Raw genomic sequence first — 18,348 nt, 5'->3', positions numbered from 1 at the left:
GGGCAGGACAACCGATTCCCAAGGCCCACGAAGCCGACGGAAACACACATTTAGGTACCAATGACAACACTTATCGAGGCACCGCCCAGCGATGCCGACGGCCTGATGCCGACCAAGAAGAAGTCGTCCGGCGGGGGACTGGGCCAATACATCCTGATCAGGTTCCTGCTGATCTTTCCGACCATCCTGATCCTCGTGACGCTCGTGTTCTTCCTGATGCGCATCACGGGCGATCCGATCACTGCGGCCCTCGGCGGCCGGCTCCCTCCCGAGCAGCTCGCCGAGCGGATCCACTCCGCCGGCTATGACCGGCCCATCTTCGTCCAGTACTTCGAGTACCTGGGCCAGCTGATCACCGGCAACTTCGGCACCACGCTCTCGGACAACCGCCAGGTCTCCGAGATGCTCACCACCTACGGCGCCGCGACCCTCGAGCTGTCCATCAACGCCCTTCTCGTGGCCCTGGTGGTAGGCATCCCGCTGGGCATGGTGGCCGCGCACCGCCGCGACAAGGCCCCCGACGCCGTGCTGCGCATCTTCGCGATCCTCTGCTATGCCACCCCGGTGTTCTTCGCCGGCATGCTGCTGAAGCTGACCTTCTCCGTGTGGCTGGGCTGGCTGCCGGTCGCCGGACGGGCGAAGACCTCCACCGAACTGGCCCTCACCGCGCTGTCCGCGCCGACCGGGATCTACTGGCTGGACTCGCTGCGCAGCGGCAACATGGCCGCGCTCGGCGACGTCACCGCGCACGCGGTGCTGCCCGCCGTCGCCCTCGGCCTGCTCACCGCCGGCATCTTCCTGCGCCTGGTGCGCACCAACGTCATCGGCACCCTCGGCAAGGACTACGTCGAGGCCGGGCGTTCCCGCGGCGTCAGCGAATACCGCCTGGTGACCAAGCACGCCTACAAGCCCGCGCTGATCCCGATCATCACGGTCATGGGCCTGCAGATCGCCGTCATGCTCGGCGGTGCCGTGCTGACCGAGACCACCTTCGAATGGAAAGGCCTGGGCTTCCAGCTCGCTACCTACCTGACGGCCCGCGACTTTGTGGCCGTCCAGGGCATCGTGGTGCTGCTGGCCGTAATCGTGGCCGTAACCAACTTCATCGTGGACATCGTCGCCGCGCTGATCGACCCCCGCGTGAGGTACTGACATGAGCACTGAATCCACCATCGCCGCGGAAAACCGCAGGGAACCGTGGTTCCGGCGCCTGCCGGTCGTGTCCCACTTCAACAAGAGCGTCGGCCTGCAGCGCGGCATGCTGGTCACGGGCCTCATCCTGACCGCCATCTTCCTCCTCACCGCCGTTTTCGCTCCGCTGATCGCGCCCTACGGCTCCGCCCAGATCTCCGACGCCGACGGCGGGTTCCCCGCCCAGCAGGCGCCGGGCGGCAAGCACCTGCTCGGCACCACCGTGGGCGGCTATGACGTGTTCTCCCGCGTCGTCTGGGGCGCCCAGACCGCCGCCATGGTGATCGTCGTCGCCGTCATCATGTCGATCTTCATCGGCGTGATCCTCGGCCTGGTCAGCGGCTACATCGGCGGCTGGCTGGACCGGATCCTGGTGGTCATCGCCGACGCCGTCTATGCCTTCCCGTCCCTGCTGGTGGCCATCGTCATGGCGATCGTGATTAGCGGCGGCCGTTCCAGCCTCTGGGGCGGCATCCTCGCCGCGGCGATCTCCATCACCGTGGTCTTCATCCCGCAGTACTTCCGGGTCATCCGCGCCGAGACCATCCGGCTCAAGGCCGAACCGTTCGTCGAGTCGGCCAAGGTGGTGGGCGCCTCGAACGTGCGCATCATGACCCGGCACATCTACCGCAACGCCACCCGGACCCTGCCGCTGATCTTCACGCTGAACGCCTCGGAGGCCATCCTGACCCTCGCGGGCCTGGGCTTCCTGGGCTTCGGCATCGAACCGACGTCGGCCGCCGAGTGGGGCTTCGACCTGAACAAGGCCCTCTCCGACACCACCTCCGGGATCTGGTGGACCGGCGTCTTTCCCGGCCTGGCCATCGTCCTGACCGTCGTCGGCCTGACCCTGGTGGGCGAGAGCATCAACGACCTCAACGACCCCCGGCTGCGCGGCCGCAAGAAGGCTTCCGGCAAGGCCGGAACCAACATTGCCGGATCCAATGCCGCCGGCCCCGGCCCGGCCACGGCAGCACCAACAGCAGAAGTGAGCACGTCATGACCACCAATATCGGCCACGCAGCCGACCAGCACGGCCGCGGCGCCGGCCCCGTGCTGGACATCGACCACCTCAAGGTCACCTTCGCCACGGACGCCGGGGACGTCTACGCCGTGAAGGACGTCAGCCTGGAGGTCAACCCGGGGGAGGTCGTCGCGATCGTCGGCGAATCCGGCTCCGGCAAGACCGTCACCGCCAAGACCATCCTGGGCCTGCTGCCGGAGACGGCCATCAGCTCCGGAGCGGTGCTGATCAACGGCAACAACGTCATCAGCGTCAGCGCCTCCAAGCTGCGGGAAATCCGCGGCCGCGACGTCGCGATGGTCTTCCAGGAACCCTCCACCGCACTGAACCCGGTGTTCACCGTGGGCTGGCAGATCGCCGAAGGCATCCGCGCGCACGCCGGCCGCAACGGCGGCAAGGTCAGCGCCAAGGACGCCAAGGCCCGCGCCGTCGAAGCCCTCCGCAAGGTGGGCATCCCGGACCCGGAGACGCGGGTCAACTACTACCCGCACCAGTTCTCCGGCGGCCAGAAGCAGCGCGTCGTCATCGCCGCCGCGCTGGCCCTGAACCCGGGACTGATCGTCGCGGACGAGCCGACCACCGCCCTGGACGTGACCGTGCAGGCGGAGATCCTCGAGCTGCTCCGCGACCTCAGGGACCAGTACGGCACCTCGATCGTGCTCATCACCCACAACATGGGCGTCGTCGCCGACCTCGCGGACCGCGTCGTCGTGATGTACCAGGGCGACGTCGTCGAGGAGGCCACCTCCCGGGTGCTCTTCGCCGAGCCGAAGCAGGACTACACGAAGAAGCTCCTCGCCGCCGTCCCGCACCTGGGCCGCAACTCCGCCTCGGCGGGGATGACCGAACGCGCCCACCAGGGCGGGAAGGTGCTGGTCGAGGCCAGGGACCTCACCATCGAGTACCCGGGACGCCTCGGCAGCCCGGCATTCAAGGCCGTCGACCGGGTGAACTTCACCCTCTCGGAGGGCGAGGTCTTTGGCCTGGTGGGCGAGTCCGGCTCCGGCAAGACGACCATCGGCCGGGCCATCGCGGGCCTGAACAAGACCACCGGCGGCAGCCTGAAAGTTCTCGACTACGAGATGCTCAACCTCAAGGAGCGCAGCTTCAAGCCGCTGCGCAAGCAGATCGGCTTCGTGTTCCAGGACCCGGCGGCGTCGTTCAACCCGCAGCTGACCATCGGCGAGTGCATTGCGGAACCGCTGGTGATCCACAGCAAGCCGACGCCGGCGCAGGCACGCCAGCGGACCCGGGAGCTGCTGGAGTCCGTGCAGCTGCCCGCGGCCTACGCGGACCGGTACCCGCACGAACTCTCCGGCGGCCAGCGGCAGCGCGCCTCCCTGGCACGGGCCCTGATCCTGAACCCGAAGCTGCTGATCGCCGACGAACCGACGTCGGCGCTGGACGTGTCGGTGCAGGCCAAGGTCCTGGAGCTGTTCAAGGACATCCAGGCCGAGTTCGGCTTCGCCTGCCTGTTCATTAGCCACGACCTCGCTGTGGTGGACATCCTCTCGCACTGGGTGGGCGTCCTCTACAAGGGCCGGATGGTCGAGCAGGGGCTGGGCAGCCAGGTCATGGGCAACCCGCAGCACGACTACACGAAGAAGCTCATCGCCTCCCTCCCGGTCCCCGACCCGGAGGAGCAGGCCCGGCGCCGGGAGCAGTTCCGCGCCGTCCTGGGCAGCTGACGTCCGCGCCGGCACCCGCCACCACAGCGCTGCCCGCCGTCCGCACCGGACGGCGGGCAGCGCCGCTTAACACCCGGTTCATCGGGCGCCCAGCCCCTAGACTGGAGCAATGACCGAGCAGAGCCAGAGCCTCCACCACGACGCCGATGACGACTACGACCCCGCCGCCAGTTCCCTGGCCGGCCAGGTCGATCCCGCGGTGATGGCGGAACTGCTCTCCATCCGGTCCAGCATCGACAACATCGATGCGACCCTGGTCTACCTCCTGGCCGAACGGTTCAAGGCCACGCAGAAGGTGGGCCACCTCAAGGCCAAGCACCAGCTGCCGGCGGGGGATCCGGGCCGCGAAACCGCCCAGATCGCCCGGCTCCGCCGGCTCGCCGCCGAGGCGCACCTTGACCCCGCCTTCGCGGAAAAGTTCCTGAACTTCATCATCGGCGAGGTCATCCGCCACCACGAGGCCATCGCCGAGGACCACCAGGCCGCGGGCCGGGCGGACGCCGCCGGGACCGCCGTCTCCGCCCAGGCGTGAGCGGCACCGACACCGGGGCCGCCCAGGTCACCGCCACCGCCCACGGGCCCTGGCCGGGGACGGACCCGCTGGAAGCCGCCCGCATCATCCGCGGCGAACTCGGCGCCCCGCACCTGCCCTTCCTGGCCGAACTGCCCTCCCGCGGCGTCGGCTCCGACGCCCTGGGCCGGACAGCCGCGCTCCTGGAGGGCCTCGCCGTCGACGTGCAGCCGCACGGCTGGCGCCTGGTGGACCGCCCCGGCCGGGACGCCCGCCGCGCCCGGTCCGCACTGGCCACCGACATCAACGTCCTCGCGGACGTCGCCGGCACCGAGTCGGTGTCCGCCGACGCCCTGAAAATCCAGCTCCAAGGGCCGCTCAGCCTCGCCGCCGGCCTGCACCTGCACAGCGGGGAACGGGCACTCCTGGACCACGGCGCGCGGCGGGACCTCGCCGAGTCCCTCGCCGCCGGCGTCGGCGCCCACCTGCGGGCCGTGGCCGCCGCCGTGCCGGGCGCCCGGCTGGTTGTCCAGCTGGAGGAACCCGACGCCGCCGCCGTCCTGGCCGGGACGATTCCCACCGCCAGCGGCTACCGGACCCTGCGGGCCGTGGCCGGCTCCGAGGTCACCGAATCCTGGCGCCTGGTGGTGGACGCCCTGCACGCCGCCGGCGCGGAGGAGGTCGTCATCGCGGTCCCCGAGGTGGAAGCACCCATCGAGAGGATCCTCGGCGCCGGCGCCGATGGCATCGCCGTGCCGCTGCGTGCCCTGACCTCCCGCCAGTGGGAACACCTCGCCGGCGCGGTGGAGTCCGGGCGAAAGATCTGGGCCGGGGTGCTGCCGGTGGAGGACCCCGCGGCGGAACCGCCGTCCGCCCGGACCCTGGCCGAGGCGCTGTGGCGGCCCTGGCGCCAGCTCGGGTTGCCGGGCTCCTCGCTCGGCGCGGTCCGGCTCACCCCCGCCGGGGGACTGGCCGGGCACTCGCCGTCGTCGGCCACCAGGGTGCTGGCACGGCTGACCCACGCGGCCGATGCGCTGAACCAGATCGCCCTGGGCTAGCGCCCCGGAGCCCTCGCTTCAGACCCGGGATTCCCAGCGGTCGGGCCGGGCGTACGCGGGCAGGTAGCCGGCGGCCCCGGTGCCGTCCGGGTACGGCTCCAGCCGGTAGTCGAAGCGGCCGGCATAGACAAGCACCAGGCCGACCTGCGGCTGGATGGCCTTGACCTGGATCCGGTGCTTGCCCTCCGCGGCGTCCCACCACTGTTCGGCGTAGGCCTTGGCGTCCAGTGGGCCCGGCAGCGGCAGCCGCAGCGGACCCAGCAGCAACCGGGATGCCTCCGAGACGCCGCGGAGCCGGCCCTCCGGGGTGACACTGAGGTTCAGGTCCGTGGCCAGCCGGCGGTACCGGCCCACGTAGTCCACCAGCCGGTGCCGGCCGCCGGTCGTGTCCCAGCTGGTGGTGTCGGAGAAGACCCGGGTGACGCCGGGGAAGAAGATCTCGCGCCGTGCCGTCAGGCTGGGCCGGCCGAAGGGGTCCAGGTGGGCGTGGTTTTCGATCCGGAACCGGATGCCCTCGCCGTACTCGGGGAAGAACGCCTGCTCCCCGGTGACGGCCCGCATGAAGGGGCGCAGCCAGCGCTGCCGGCAGCCCACGACGTCGAACACGCCCTCGCCCACCCCGTAGTGGCCGGAGCCCTGGACGAGGGAGAAGTAGTCCTGGAGTTCGGGCTGCAGCCGGGCGAAGTCCCCGCCCAGGCCCAGCCGGTAGATGGGGTCCACACGGTTCACGGCATCCTCCTCGGACTGCGGGCCGCCCGCCGGCCCTGGGACGAATCTACCTGCCCCGGCCGGCGGTCCGCGCCATGCCGGGAGCCGCACGAATACGACAAAGCCATTTCAATAAGGGAATATATAACGTATGAAGGCACGGATTTTGGTAGTGGACGACGACGAGGCCCTGGCCGAGATGATCGGCATTGTGCTGCGCAACGACGGCTTCGACCCCGTCTTCTGCGCGGACGGCGGGCAGGCCCTCGAGGTCTTCCGCTCCGCCAAGCCGGATCTGGTCCTGCTGGACCTGATGCTGCCGGGGATCGACGGGATCGAGGTCTGCCGCCAGATCCGCGCCGAATCCGACGTGCCGATCGTGATGCTCACCGCGAAGGCGGACACCTCGGACGTGGTCCGGGGCCTGGAATCCGGCGCCGACGACTACGTCCCCAAGCCGTTCAAGCCCGCCGAGCTCGTGGCCCGCGTCCGCGCCCGCCTCCGCCCGGGCGACCAGAAGGCACCCGAGACCCTCCGCATCGCCGACGTCACGATCGACGTCGCCGGCCACGTGGTCAGCCGCAACAGCGAGCGGATCTCGCTGACTCCGCTGGAATTCGACCTGCTGGTGGCCCTGGCCCGCAAGCCGTGGCAGGTCTTCACCCGGGAACTGCTGCTGGAGCAGGTCTGGGGTTACCGCCACGCGGCGGACACCCGCCTGGTGAACGTCCACGTCCAGCGGCTGCGCTCGAAGATCGAACGCGACCCCGAAGCCCCCGAAGTTGTCTTGACGGTCCGTGGTGTCGGCTACAAAGCAGGGTCCTGAGCCCGGCAGCGGCACCCCCGCACCGGCCACTCCCGGGCCGGAGTCTTCCGGACCGGAGGCTCCGTCGCCGGTGACTTCCGGGCCGGTGACCCCGTCGCCGGTGTCCTCCGAGCCCGCTTCGGAGCGGCCGGAGAATGAAGCCCTGACCACCCGCCACGGCCGGTCCGTGCTGTTCCGCGCCGGGATCTGGGCCCGCCGCGCCCGGATCGTCGCCGTCCGCGTGCTTCGCCTGGTGCTCATCGGCGCCTCCCGCGCCCTGCCCGCCACCCGCTACCTGCTGCGCGCACTGCAGCGCCGCTGGCGCCGATCGCTGCAGTTCCGCACCGTGCTGACCACGCTGCTGCTGGCCATCGGGTCCTTCGCGGTCGTGGGCGCCTACCTCTCCAACCAGATCGCTAATAACCTCTTCCAGGAGCGGCTGGCTCAGGCCGAATCGGAGACCCGCTACAACGTCAAGCAGGTCCAGGACACCTTCGACGGCGCCCAGGTCACGGACCAGTCCAGCGTCATCACCCTGGTCTATGACACCCTGAACGCCGTCGAGGGCCGCGGCTCGGTCATCCAGCGCCGGTACGTCTTCGAGGCGATGCCGGAGCAGACCAAGCCGCGCAACCGCTGGGTGGAATCCCGCGCCTCCGACCAGCTCACCATTGCCGTGATCCCGCCGGACCTGCGCAAGGCCGTGCAGCAGTCGGGCAAGGACCAGTTCTGGGCCTCCACCGAGTTCCCGGTGGGTACCGAGGACCGGCCAGGCATCGCCGTCGGCAACAAGGTGACCTTCAACGGCACCGTGTACGAGCTCTACCTCATCTACGACCTGAATACGGCGCAGAAGACCCTGGACGAGATCCAGAACGTCCTGCTGGTCGGCGCGGCCGTGCTGGTGCTGCTGATCGGCGCCGTCGCCTGGTACGTCACGCGCAACGTCGTCAGCCCGGTCAGCCACGCCGCCGTCGTCTCCGAAAAGCTCGCCGCCGGCCAGCTGCAGGAACGCATGGTGGTCAAGGGCGAGGACGAGGTGGCCCGTCTGGGCGCCTCCTTCAACCACATGGCCGCCAGCCTGCAGGAACAGATCACCCAGCTGGCCACCCTGTCCCAGATGCAGCAGCGCTTCGTCTCGGACGTCTCGCACGAGCTTCGGACCCCGCTGACCACCGTCCGGATGGCCGCCGAGGTCCTCTACGACGCCCGCGAGGACTTCGACCCGATCAACAAGCGGTCCGCCGAGCTGCTCTACCACCAGGTGGAACGCTTCCAGTCGCTGTTGGCTGACCTGCTGGAGATCTCCCGCTTCGACGCCGGTGTGGCCATGCTCGACGCCGAACCCACGGACATCCTGCAGCTGGTCGACCACGTCCTCGAGGGCGTAGCCCCCGTGGCCGCCGAATACGGCTCCGAGGTGACCCTGCACGCGCCCGAGGTCAGCATCATCGTCGAAATGGACGACCGGCGGATCGACCGGATCCTGCGCAACCTCATCCTCAACGCGCTCGAACACGGTGAAGGCCGGCCCGTTAACGTCTCCGTCGCCGCGAACGACACCGCCGTCGCCGTCGCCGTCCGGGACCACGGCATCGGCATGACCCAGGCCGAGGCAGCGCGCGTCTTCGACCGGTTCTGGCGTGCCGACCCCGCTCGGGCCCGCACCACTGGCGGGAGCGGCCTGGGCCTCTCGATCGCCACCGAAGACACCAAGCTGCACAACGGCTGGCTGCAGGCCTGGGGCAAGAAGGGCAGCGGCTCCAACTTCCGGCTCACCCTCCCGCTGCGCCAGGGCGAAAGTATCGGCCGGTCGCCGCTGCAGCTCGAGCCTGCCGACGTCGGACTCGACGGCGGCACCGGCAACCAGATGGTGCTGCTGAACCACGCCGCCCCGGGCGCAGTCCCAGGCATCGTTGCGGGCCCGGCCCCTGTCCCGGGCACGGGCAGTGGTGCGGGCCCCGGCACGGGCGCGGACGCGTCATCAGGCGGCCCGGCGAACAGCCCCGCCGCAGGGGAGGACCAGGCATGAGGACCACCACGGGACGTACGGCCGGCACGCGCACCGGTAAGCTGGTCCGCTTCGCCGCGGCGCTGCTGGCCATGGTGCTGCTGCTGGGCGCCTGCGCGCAGATTCCGCGCTCCGGGCCGGTGGGCAAGAGCAGCGACGAGAGCGCCGGCAAGCCGAACAACGCCCCGGTGTTCTTCCCGGTAGCCCCACGCCCCGGCGCCGGACCCGAATCCGTGATCGAGGACTTCTACCTGGCCGGCAGCGGCTACGAGGACGACTACGCGGTGGCGCGGCAGTACCTCACCCAGGCGTCCTCGGTGAAGTGGAAACCGGACCAGCGGGTGCTGGTCTACCGCTCCGCGCAGGTGGTGCCCACCGCCGTCGAGAACGTCTACAACTACCGGCTGGATTTGGCGTACACGGTCGACGCCGACGGGATCGCCACCCAGTTGCCGGAGGGCACCACCGAGAACGTCCCCGCGACGCTGACCAAGGTCGACGGCGAGTGGCGGATCGCGGACATCCCCGACGGCACCGCCATTCCAGAGGAGACCTTCAAGGTCATCTACGGCGCGTACCCGATCTACTTCTACGACCCGACATTCACGTACGCGGTCCCGGACGTGCGCTGGTTCATCAAGAAGAAGACCGTCAAGGCCATGACGAGCGCCCTGCTGGGCGGCCCCGCCCCCTACCTGAAAGGCGCAGCGGTCAGCGCCTTCCCGGCCGGCATCAAACTGGCCCGCGAATCCGTGCCCGTGGTCTCCGGCGCCGCCCAGGTGGACCTGACGGCCAAGGACCTCACCGACGCCTCCAACGAGGACCGGCTCAGGATGCAGACCCAGCTGGCCCTGACCTTCCGCAGTCAGCCCGACGTGATCAACGTCGAGCTGCGCGCCAACCAGGACCTGGTCCGGGTGGACGACAACGGCTCCGTCCTGCCCCCGATTCGCGACAAGGACGTGCCGGCGCGGCAGATCGCCGTCAGCAACAACGACCTGGTCCGGGTGGAGAACAACAAGATCGGACCCCTCCCGGATATCGCGTCGGTCAGCGCCCTGGGACCGCGGTTCCCCGCCGAGTCGCCGGCCAGCCAGGCCGCCGCGTTCCTGAACGCCGGCCGCACCACGCTGTACTCGATCATTCCCGGGCAGCCCGCCCGGGCCCTGGCGACCCGGGGCACGCTGTCCCGGCCCTCGTTCGACCGTTTCGACTGGGTCTGGAGCGCCGGTCCCGGGGCGAACGGTGCCACCGAAGTCGCCGCCTATCGTCCCACCGGGGTGGCCGAAGGCGCTACCGTGCCGACGGTGACGCTCACCGGCGCCTGGCTCGCCGGAGCTTTGGTCAAGGAATTCCGGGTGGCCCGCGACGGGACGCGCGCGATGGTGATTTCGTCGCTGAACGGCAAGACCCGCGTGCAGCTCACCGGCATCATCCGCAACGCCGACGGCACGCCCAAGGACCTCACCGCCCCGGTGACGCTGCTGACCGCGCACGACCCGGACCAGGGCGTGTGGGTCAACGACCTGACGGTGGCCGTGATGAGGGGGGCCGCGACGGAAAACGTCACCCCGGAGCTGCTGTCGATGACCGGCACCGCCCCGCAGGAGTTGGCCCCGTGGGCCGGCCTCACCGGGCTCAGCGCCGGCAACGGCACGGCGGAGATCTACGGCCAGTCGGCTGACGGCATCTTCCAGCGGCTCGGCAACGGCTGGTCCCTGCAGCTCAAGGGCGCCATCGACCCGGCCTTCCCGGGGTAGGGCCCGTGGGCAGTCCCGGCCGGTTGTCCACATAGCCGCATCCTGACCCGGGCGCGGCCACCGAGACGGTGCAGGCTGGAGCCATGACCCAGCCTCCCACCGCGCACCCGCAGCCGCCGCGCCGCCGCCCGGCGCGGGGCACGGACCCGGACCTACTCCCGCCGCCCGAGGCTGCCCGGCACCGTGGCGGCTACCGATCGTGGCTGGCCCGCCTGGCCGACACCGTGGCAGCAGCAGCTGCCGAACTGCTGACGCTCGTTCTCCCCGCGGAATGCGCCTGCTGCGGGGCGGAGGACGGGGTCCTGTGCCCGGCCTGCGGCCGCAGGCTCCGGCAGCTGACCCGCAGGCCGTTCCGGGCCGAGGCACGCGCCCCCGTCCTGATGGACATGGACGGTTCGGTCCTGCTGCCGGTGGTGGCGGCCGGGGTCTACCGCGCCGAGCTCGCCCAGGCCCTGCTGTCGTTCAAGAAACACGGCCAACGGGCGGTGGCCGAGGACCTCGCCCGGTGTCTGGGCGCCGCGCTTGCGGCCGCCGGACCTCTCCCGGGCACCCTGCTCGTCCCGGTGCCCACGACGTCCGCCGCCTTCCGACGTCGGGGATTCAGCCCGGTGCACCTGGTTCTCTCCCGTGCCCGGGCCCGCGGGCGCCTGCCGCCCGGGACGGAAACCGCCGACATCCTGCGCAAGATCCGAATCCTGGCGGTTGCATGGAATGGGGCCACCCGGCAGAGCGGGACTGCTCAGAAAGGCAGGATGTCTCGGAAGGGCGGGACTTCTCAGAAGGGTTTGGACCGCGCCGGGCGCACCCGGAGGCTGCGCGGGTCGATGCGGATCCGCCGCGGGATGACCGGGCCGGCGCTGGCCGGACGCCCCTGCATCCTCATCGATGACGTCCTCACCACCGGCGCCACCCTGGCGGAAGCGGCCCGGGTTCTCCGTTCCGCGGGAGCCGACGTCAGGGGAGCGGTCGTGCTCGCCGCGACACGCCCGCCCGCCTCCCACGTGTCGGAACCCAAGACCCGCGGCAGGGCGCCGGACGGGGTCGCAATGGAAAAAAATAAACCACAAAAGGGTGAAGAACAGGTGGCGATGAACTAACGTCGAACATGGGTACCAAGAACAGATGTACCTGTCGATAGCGGCTCGGAAAGGGGCTCGACTGTCCGTCAGATGAGCCCCCCGAAGTGCCGCCGTCGTGTCACCGAAGTCATTTGGAGGGCACCATGGAGTTCATGATCAGCGGTCGCAATTTGACGGTCTCCGACCGGTTCCGCGAGTACGCCGAGGAGAAGATCTCGAAGATCAATTCCCTCGGCGACAAGGTCCAGAGGGTGGATGCAAAGGTCACCAAGGAAACCAAAGTCCGGCAGATTGCAGAGCTGCTCACGGTTGAGCTGACAGTCCTGGGCCGCGGCCCGGTGATCCGTGCCGAAGCCAGCGCGGCGGACAAATTCGCCGCCTTCGATCTGGCCTATAACAAGCTTCTGGAGCGGCTGCGCCGGGCCAAGGACCGCAAGAAGGTCCACCACGGCCGGCACACCCCCAAATCCGTGACCGAGGCGACGGCTTCCCTGGAACCGGCGAGCACCCGCGAACCGATCTACGAGGAGGCGGCGCACTGGTCCGAGGCCAAGCCGGAGGAGAAGTCCCCCTACGAGGTGGAGAACGATCTTCCCGCCGGGGACTCGCCGGTCCTCATCCGCCGCAAGGTCTTCCCCGCGGCGTCCCTGACGCTCGACGAAGCCGTCGACAACATGGAACTGGTAGGCCACGATTTCTACCTGTTCGTGGACAAGGAAACGAAGGCTCCCTCCGTCGTGTACCGCCGCGAAGGCTGGACCTACGGCGTGATCAGCCTCGACCAGACCTGCGCCCCGGGCGAGGCTCCCCTGGAGGAAAAGATCATCGCCTATCGTTCTGAAGGAGAGCCCGCCACCGCCTAGACGGGGACAACCGACGAAGGGAAAGATGTGCCCGCAACGCTGAGCCTGAAGCAGGCACGGCGGATCGCACTGGCAGCCCAGGGATTGGACAAGGTCCGGCCCGCCGCCCCGGTAAGTTCACGGGCGGTGGGCCGGACCTTTGCCCGCCTGCAGCTGGTCCAGATCGATTCGGTCAATGTGCTGGCACGCAGCCATTACCTGCCGTTCTTCTCCCGGCTCGGGAACTACGACCGGAGCATCCTGGAACGCCTGTCCGGGGTGCATCCGCGCCGGATGATGGAGTACTGGGCGCACGAGGCCAGCTTCATCCGGCCCGAGCATTTCGAGGACCTGAGGCTGTGGCAGAACCGGAAGTGGGTCGGCGCCCACGCGATGGACCCGGAGGAGCGCGGCGACGTTGCCGGCCGGATCCTGTCCGAGCTGGCCGCGGGGCCGCCGCTGACCGCCGCCGAACTCACCGCCCGGCTGGGTCACGTGGAAACCCGGAGCACGGACAACTGGGGCTGGAACTGGAACACGATTAAACGGGTCCTCGAGCACCTCTTTGAAGAGGGGACCGTGACGGCGGCGTCGCGGACGGGCAGTTTCGAACGCCGCTACACCCTCACCTCCAGGGTCCTGCCGTCCACCGCAGTGGCCGCGGCCGCCTCCGGGAAACCGGTAAGCACGCAACCGGAAAGCAAGGGACCGGAAAGCGGGGAGCAGGGCGGCGGCCGGCCCGACGCCGGTGCGGCGATGCTCCGCCTGATCGACGCCGCGGCGCAGGCCCACGGGATCGGCACCCTGCGCTGCTTCGCCGACTACTTCCGCGCCCCGCAGCGGGCCGCCGCGGAGGCGGTCGCCGAACTCGTCGACGCCGGACGGCTGGAACCGGTGACCGTCGCCGGCTGGGACCGGCCCGTGTACCGGCACGTCGAGGCGCGGCTGCCCCGCACCGCCACCGGCCGGGCCCTGCTGAGCCCGTTCGACTCCCTGGTCTTCGAACGGCGGCGGCTCGAGGAACTCTTCGGCTTCCACTACCGGCTGGAGATTTATACGCCGGAGGCCAAGCGCCGCTTCGGCTACTACGTCCTGCCCTTCCTGCTCCGCGACGGCATCGTCGCCAGAGTCGACCTCAAAGCGGACCGTGCCGCCGGCAGCCTGCTGGTCCGCGGCAGTTTCGCGGAACCGGACGCGCCGGGGGACACCGCCGTCGAACTCGCGGCAGAACTGCAGCTCATGGCAGAGTGGTTGGAGCTGGACCGGATTATCGTGGCCCCCATGGGCGATCTGGCGCCGGCGCTCGCACAGGCGGTGGCTGGCCTGCATCCGCTTTGAGGGAACAGGCGCGGTCCGCGCTGTGTCCCTCCCGTAGACTAAACACGCCGGAATTCGGCAGCTTGAGACTGGGAGCAATTTCACGTGGCATCACTGATCGAAAAACTTCTCCGCACGGGTGACAAAAAGACCCTGCGGCAACTTCGGAACTACGCCGACTCCATCAATGCCCTGGAAAGCTCCTTCCAGACCTTCACCGACGCAGAACTGCGCGAAGAGACCGACCGGCTGCGGGCCCGGCACGCCGACGGCGAGAAGCTCGACGACCTGCTGCCCGAGGCCTTCGCCGCCGTCCGCGAGGCCTCCTCACGCACCCTCGGCATGCGCCACTTCGACGTCCAGCTGATGGGCGGCGCCGCCCTGCACCTGGGCAACATCGCCGAAATGAAGACCGGTGAAGGCAAGACCCTGGTGGCTACCGCTCCGGCCTACCTGAACGCCCTCGCCGGCAAGGGCGTTCACGTGGTCACGGTCAACGACTACCTCGCCGAGTACCAGTCCGACCTGATGGGCCGCGTGTACCGCTTCCTCGGCCTGACCAGCGGCTGCATCCTGGCCAACCAGGACCCCGCCCACCGGCGCGAGCAGTACGCCGCGGACATCACCTACGGCACGAACAACGAATTCGGCTTCGACTACCTGCGCGACAACATGGCCTGGGATAAGTCCGAGCTCGTCCAGCGCGGCCACAACTTCGCGATCGTCGATGAGGTGGACTCCATCCTCATCGACGAGGCCCGTACCCCGCTGATCATCTCCGGCCCCGCCCAGGGCGACACGAACCGCTGGTACAGCGAGTTCGCCAAGGTTGTCCTGCGCCTCCAGCCTGACACCGACTACGAGGTCGACGAGAAGAAGCGCACCGTCGGTGTCCTCGAGGCCGGCATCGAAAAGGTCGAGGACTATCTCGGCATCCACAACCTCTACGAGTCCGCCAACACCCCGCTGATCGGCTTCCTGAACAACGCCATCAAGGCCAAGGAGCTCTTCAAGCGCGACAAGGACTACGTCATCCTCGACGGCGAGGTCCTGATCGTCGACGAGCACACCGGCCGTATCCTCGCCGGCCGCCGCTACAACGAGGGCATGCACCAGGCGATCGAGGCCAAGGAAGGCGTCGAGATCAAGGCCGAGAACCAGACTCTCGCCACGGTCACGCTGCAGAACTACTTCCGCATGTACGACAAGCTCGCGGGCATGACCGGCACCGCCGAGACCGAAGCCGCCGAGTTCATGAGCACCTACAAGCTCGGCGTCGTCGCCATCCCCACCAACCGGGACATGCAGCGCATCGACCAGCCGGACCTCGTCTACAAGAACGAGACCGTGAAGTTCGACGCCGTCGTCAAGGACATCGCCGAGCGGCACGAGAAGGGCCAGCCGGTCCTGGTCGGCACCACCAGCGTCGAGAAGAGCGAGTACCTCTCCCGCCTCCTGGCCAAGGAGGGCGTCCGGCACGAGGTCCTCAACGCCAAGAACCACGCCCGCGAGGCCTCGATCGTCGCGCAGGCCGGCCGCAAGGGCGCCGTCACCGTGGCCACCAACATGGCCGGCCGCGGCACCGACATCATGCTCGGCGGCAATGCCGAATTCACCGCCGTCGCCGAGCTCGCCAAGCGCGGGCTTGACCCGCAGGAGAACTCGGAGGAGTACGAAGCCGCCTGGCCCGCCGCCCTTGAGGCCGCCAAGCAGTCCGTCAAGGACGAGCACGAGGAGGTCCTGAACCTGGGCGGCCTCTACGTGCTGGGCACCGAGCGGCACGAATCCCGCCGCATCGACAACCAGCTCCGCGGCCGCTCCGGCCGCCAGGGCGACCCGGGCGAATCCCGCTTCTACCTGTCGCTGACCGATGACCTGATGCGGCTCTTCAACTCCGGCGCCGCCGAGCGCCTGATGAGCAGTTCCGTCCCGGACGACGTCGCCCTCGAATCGAAGCTCGTCTCCCGCGCCATCGCCTCCGCCCAGGGCCAGGTGGAAGGCCGCAACGCCGAGCAGCGCAAGAACGTCCTCAAGTACGACGACGTCCTGAACCGCCAGCGCGAGGCCATCTACGGCGACCGCCGACGCATCCTCGAGGGCGATGACCTGCACGAGAAGGTCCAGTACTTCATCGAGGACACGATCAACGCGTTCATCGACGCCGCCACGTCCGAAGGCACCGGCGACGACTGGGACTTCAACCTGCTCTGGTCCAACCTCAAGACCCTGTACCCGGTCAGCTTCACGCCCCGCGACGTCATCGACGAGGCCGGCGGGAAGTCCCGGATCACGGTCGAATTCCTCAAGGAGGAGATCCTCTCCGACGCGCGCCTGGTCTACCAGGCCCGCGAGGAGCAGATCGGTTCCGAGAGCATGCGCGAACTCGAACGCCGCGTGGTCCTCTCGGTGATCGGCCGCAAGTGGCAGGAACACCTCTACGAGATGGACTACCTCAAGGAGGGCATCGGCCTGCGGGCCATGGCCCAGCGTGACCCGCTCGTGGAGTACCAGCGCGAGGGCTTCACCATGTTCCAGGCCATGATGGAGGCCATTCGCGAGGAGAGCGTCGGCTTCCTCTACAACCTCGAGGTCGAGGTTACCCCGGCCCAGGACGTGGTGGTCGCCGATGAGTCGGGCCAGCACACCGAACACCAGGAACCGCACATCCACGCCGCCGGTCTGGAGGCTCCGGAGAAGCCGGCGCAGCTGCAGTACACGGCTCCGAGCGAGGACGGCACGGCTCAGACCCGCGTCGAGGCCAAGTCCTCCGGGCGCTCCGGCAACCCGGCGAAGGCCGCGGCCCAGGAGTCCCCGCGCCGCGCCAGCAAGAAGAAGCGCCGCTAACCGGCTGGAAAACCAGTCGCCAACCGGCTGGAAAACCAGTCGCCAACACCGCGGGTCCGGAACGCGACGTTCCGGACCCGCGGTGTTTTTGTGTGCGGTCATCCAGCGCTGCCTCCTCAATCCGGCCCGGACAACCGGCTCACCGGCCCGGGCTCAGCCGATCTCCAGCACCGTGACCCGCCAGACGAGTCTGCTCCGCTCCAGCCGCAAGGCCACCGCCCGGACCCGGAGTTCGTCGGACACCACGGCGCTGGCCTCGTAGACGTCCTCGGAGATCCGGCAGGCATGGACCGACCGCACGCACGGGTTGCGGTGCAGGCGACCCGCCGTCGGCGACGTACCGGAAGCGACCCGGCGGGTCAGGGCGGCGCGGTGCTGCAAGGCGGTCAGACACCGTTCATCCAACCGCCGGGCGAGTTGCTGCGCCGGCCGGGTTCCGGCCAGGACTTCGATGGCCGCCTGCACCGTCGAGCGGCAAAGCGCCTCGATGTCACGGTCCGGGTCGACCGGGCGGAGAGTGGCGGGGGGCTGCGGGGCGGCGTAGCCGGGACGGGGTTCAGCGAGCGGGCTCATAGGGTTCCTTCTGCGGAGGGTGAGCTGGATGAAAGCGCGGGCGGGATGACCAGGACCTGGCCCGGCCGAAGCAGCCCGGGGTCGGGGCCGATGACGGATCGGTTGGTCCGGTAAAGCTCCGGCCATGCAGTTGCGATGTCGACGTCGGAGGCCAGGGGCCCAAGCTCCGCGGCGCAGAGACTCCACAGCGAGTCCCCGGCTCTGACCGTCACCTGCCGTCCGCCGGCGGCCGGCTGATCCGGCCGCAGCTGTGGCTGGACCAGGGCGCCCGGCGGAGCGGGGACGGGGGAGGGCAGCCACCGTGGGTCCGGCCGGGGTGGCGACGGGGCACGTGGGCCGACCGTTGCGGAGTTTCCTTGCGGCGCCCAGGCGGCCGTCACGGCCGCCGGCAGAGACGTGCCGGTGCCCCCGACGTCGGGGACGGTGGCCGCCCGGGCCAGGGGAGCGGTGACCAGCTGAAGACCGATGGCGGCCAGGGCCAGCCGGCGCATGAACGCCGGACTGAACTTCCCGGTGGCTGAGGCAGCCCGGGCACGGCCGCCGCGCGCCAGCAACGCCGAGCAAAAGGCGAGGAGGAACGAGAGCACCCACCAGACGACCACGATCAGCCCGGCCGTGGTGGCCGTGACGCCCAGGCTGGTGTCGAAACCCACGGCCTGCCTGCGCACCGCGGCGGTCCGCAGGTGGGCGGCCTGGATCATTCCCGACCCCGTCAGCAGCCCGCCTGAGAGCAGGATGAGCGCCGCCACCACCGCATCGCCGGAGCGGCTGGTGGAGGTGCCGGCTGGTACATGCTGCCGAATCGTCATCCCGGCCTCCTAGGGTTCTAAATGGATTACCTATCGTTTGATAGACTTTGATGTCATTTAATGCACTTTTCATAGTTTGGGCCCGTACGCGATCGGGTGTCTAGGGCTAGCGAAGGGTTGTGCATAAC

The 18,348-nt window shown here is 69.3% G+C and carries 15 protein-coding genes; 12 read left to right on the top strand and 3 right to left on the bottom strand.

What is annotated here, in order from left to right:
* The first annotated feature begins 60 nt into the window (after positions 1-60).
* From QWJ39_RS00200 to QWJ39_RS00180, 5 genes are all read left to right on the top strand, one after another.
* On the top strand, positions 61-1,152 hold the full coding sequence (locus tag QWJ39_RS00200) for an ABC transporter permease (RefSeq protein ID WP_290255696.1): 1,092 nt from the start codon (positions 61-63) through the stop codon (positions 1,150-1,152).
* A 1-nt stretch (position 1,153) separates the two neighbouring features.
* On the top strand, positions 1,154-2,194 hold the full coding sequence (locus tag QWJ39_RS00195) for an ABC transporter permease (protein ID WP_290255695.1): 1,041 nt from the start codon (positions 1,154-1,156) through the stop codon (positions 2,192-2,194).
* Positions 2,191-3,903, top strand: coding sequence for an ABC transporter ATP-binding protein (locus QWJ39_RS00190; RefSeq protein WP_290255694.1), 1,713 nt, complete (start codon positions 2,191-2,193; stop codon positions 3,901-3,903). Before QWJ39_RS00195 ends, QWJ39_RS00190 begins: the two co-directional genes overlap by 4 nt.
* Positions 3,904-4,012: 109 nt before the next feature.
* Positions 4,013-4,435 (top strand): chorismate mutase, encoded by a 423-nt coding sequence (locus tag QWJ39_RS00185; protein ID WP_290255693.1) that lies wholly within the window; start codon positions 4,013-4,015, stop codon positions 4,433-4,435.
* Complete coding sequence (locus tag QWJ39_RS00180; RefSeq protein ID WP_290255692.1) at positions 4,432-5,472, top strand: hypothetical protein; 1,041 nt, start codon at positions 4,432-4,434, stop codon at positions 5,470-5,472. Before QWJ39_RS00185 ends, QWJ39_RS00180 begins: the two co-directional genes overlap by 4 nt.
* Before the next feature lie 18 nt (positions 5,473-5,490).
* Here QWJ39_RS00180 and QWJ39_RS00175 read toward each other — a convergent pair whose 3' ends face one another.
* Positions 5,491-6,201, bottom strand: a complete 711-nt coding sequence (locus tag QWJ39_RS00175) for a DUF4166 domain-containing protein (protein ID WP_290255691.1) — start codon at positions 6,199-6,201, stop codon at positions 5,491-5,493.
* A gap of 130 nt (positions 6,202-6,331) precedes the next feature.
* Between QWJ39_RS00175 and mtrA the strand changes: the two genes are divergently transcribed.
* The 7 genes from mtrA to secA all read left to right on the top strand — a co-directional run bounded on the left by mtrA (position 6,332) and on the right by secA (position 16,838).
* A complete protein-coding gene (gene mtrA / locus QWJ39_RS00170) occupies positions 6,332-7,006 on the top strand; it encodes an MtrAB system response regulator MtrA (RefSeq protein ID WP_290255690.1) in 675 nt (224 codons plus the stop codon).
* A 142-nt stretch (positions 7,007-7,148) separates the two neighbouring features.
* Entirely contained in the window at positions 7,149-9,017 is a 1,869-nt protein-coding gene (gene mtrB / locus QWJ39_RS00165; RefSeq protein WP_290256458.1) for an MtrAB system histidine kinase MtrB, read from the top strand.
* A complete protein-coding gene (locus tag QWJ39_RS00160) occupies positions 9,014-10,756 on the top strand; it encodes an LpqB family beta-propeller domain-containing protein (RefSeq protein WP_290255689.1) in 1,743 nt (580 codons plus the stop codon). The genes mtrB and QWJ39_RS00160 overlap by 4 nt, the downstream gene beginning before the upstream one ends.
* An 83-nt stretch (positions 10,757-10,839) precedes the next feature.
* Positions 10,840-11,853 carry a phosphoribosyltransferase family protein gene (locus QWJ39_RS00155; protein WP_290255688.1) on the top strand — a complete coding sequence of 338 codons (1,014 nt, stop codon included), beginning with the start codon at positions 10,840-10,842 and terminating at the stop codon, positions 11,851-11,853.
* A 125-nt stretch (positions 11,854-11,978) separates the two neighbouring features.
* On the top strand, positions 11,979-12,698 hold the full coding sequence (gene raiA, locus QWJ39_RS00150) for a ribosome-associated translation inhibitor RaiA (protein WP_290255687.1): 720 nt from the start codon (positions 11,979-11,981) through the stop codon (positions 12,696-12,698).
* 27 nt (positions 12,699-12,725) lie between these two features.
* Positions 12,726-14,015, top strand: a complete 1,290-nt coding sequence (locus QWJ39_RS00145; protein ID WP_290255686.1) for a crosslink repair DNA glycosylase YcaQ family protein — start codon at positions 12,726-12,728, stop codon at positions 14,013-14,015.
* An 84-nt stretch (positions 14,016-14,099) separates the two neighbouring features.
* A complete protein-coding gene (secA, locus tag QWJ39_RS00140; protein ID WP_290255685.1) occupies positions 14,100-16,838 on the top strand; it encodes a preprotein translocase subunit SecA in 2,739 nt (912 codons plus the stop codon).
* A gap of 153 nt (positions 16,839-16,991) precedes the next feature.
* Here secA and QWJ39_RS00135 read toward each other — a convergent pair whose 3' ends face one another.
* Positions 16,992-17,411, bottom strand: coding sequence for an Rv3235 family protein (locus QWJ39_RS00135; protein ID WP_290255684.1), 420 nt, complete (start codon positions 17,409-17,411; stop codon positions 16,992-16,994).
* On the bottom strand, positions 17,408-18,220 hold the full coding sequence (locus tag QWJ39_RS00130) for a LysM peptidoglycan-binding domain-containing protein (RefSeq protein ID WP_290255683.1): 813 nt from the start codon (positions 18,218-18,220) through the stop codon (positions 17,408-17,410). The genes QWJ39_RS00135 and QWJ39_RS00130 overlap by 4 nt, the downstream gene beginning before the upstream one ends.
* Positions 18,221-18,348: the final 128 nt, after the last annotated feature.

The sequence above is a fragment of the Arthrobacter sp. YD4 genome, from assembly GCF_030410515.1.
GTDB lineage: Bacteria > Actinomycetota > Actinomycetes > Actinomycetales > Micrococcaceae > Arthrobacter.
This window is presented reverse-complemented; position numbering and strand designations above follow the sequence as displayed.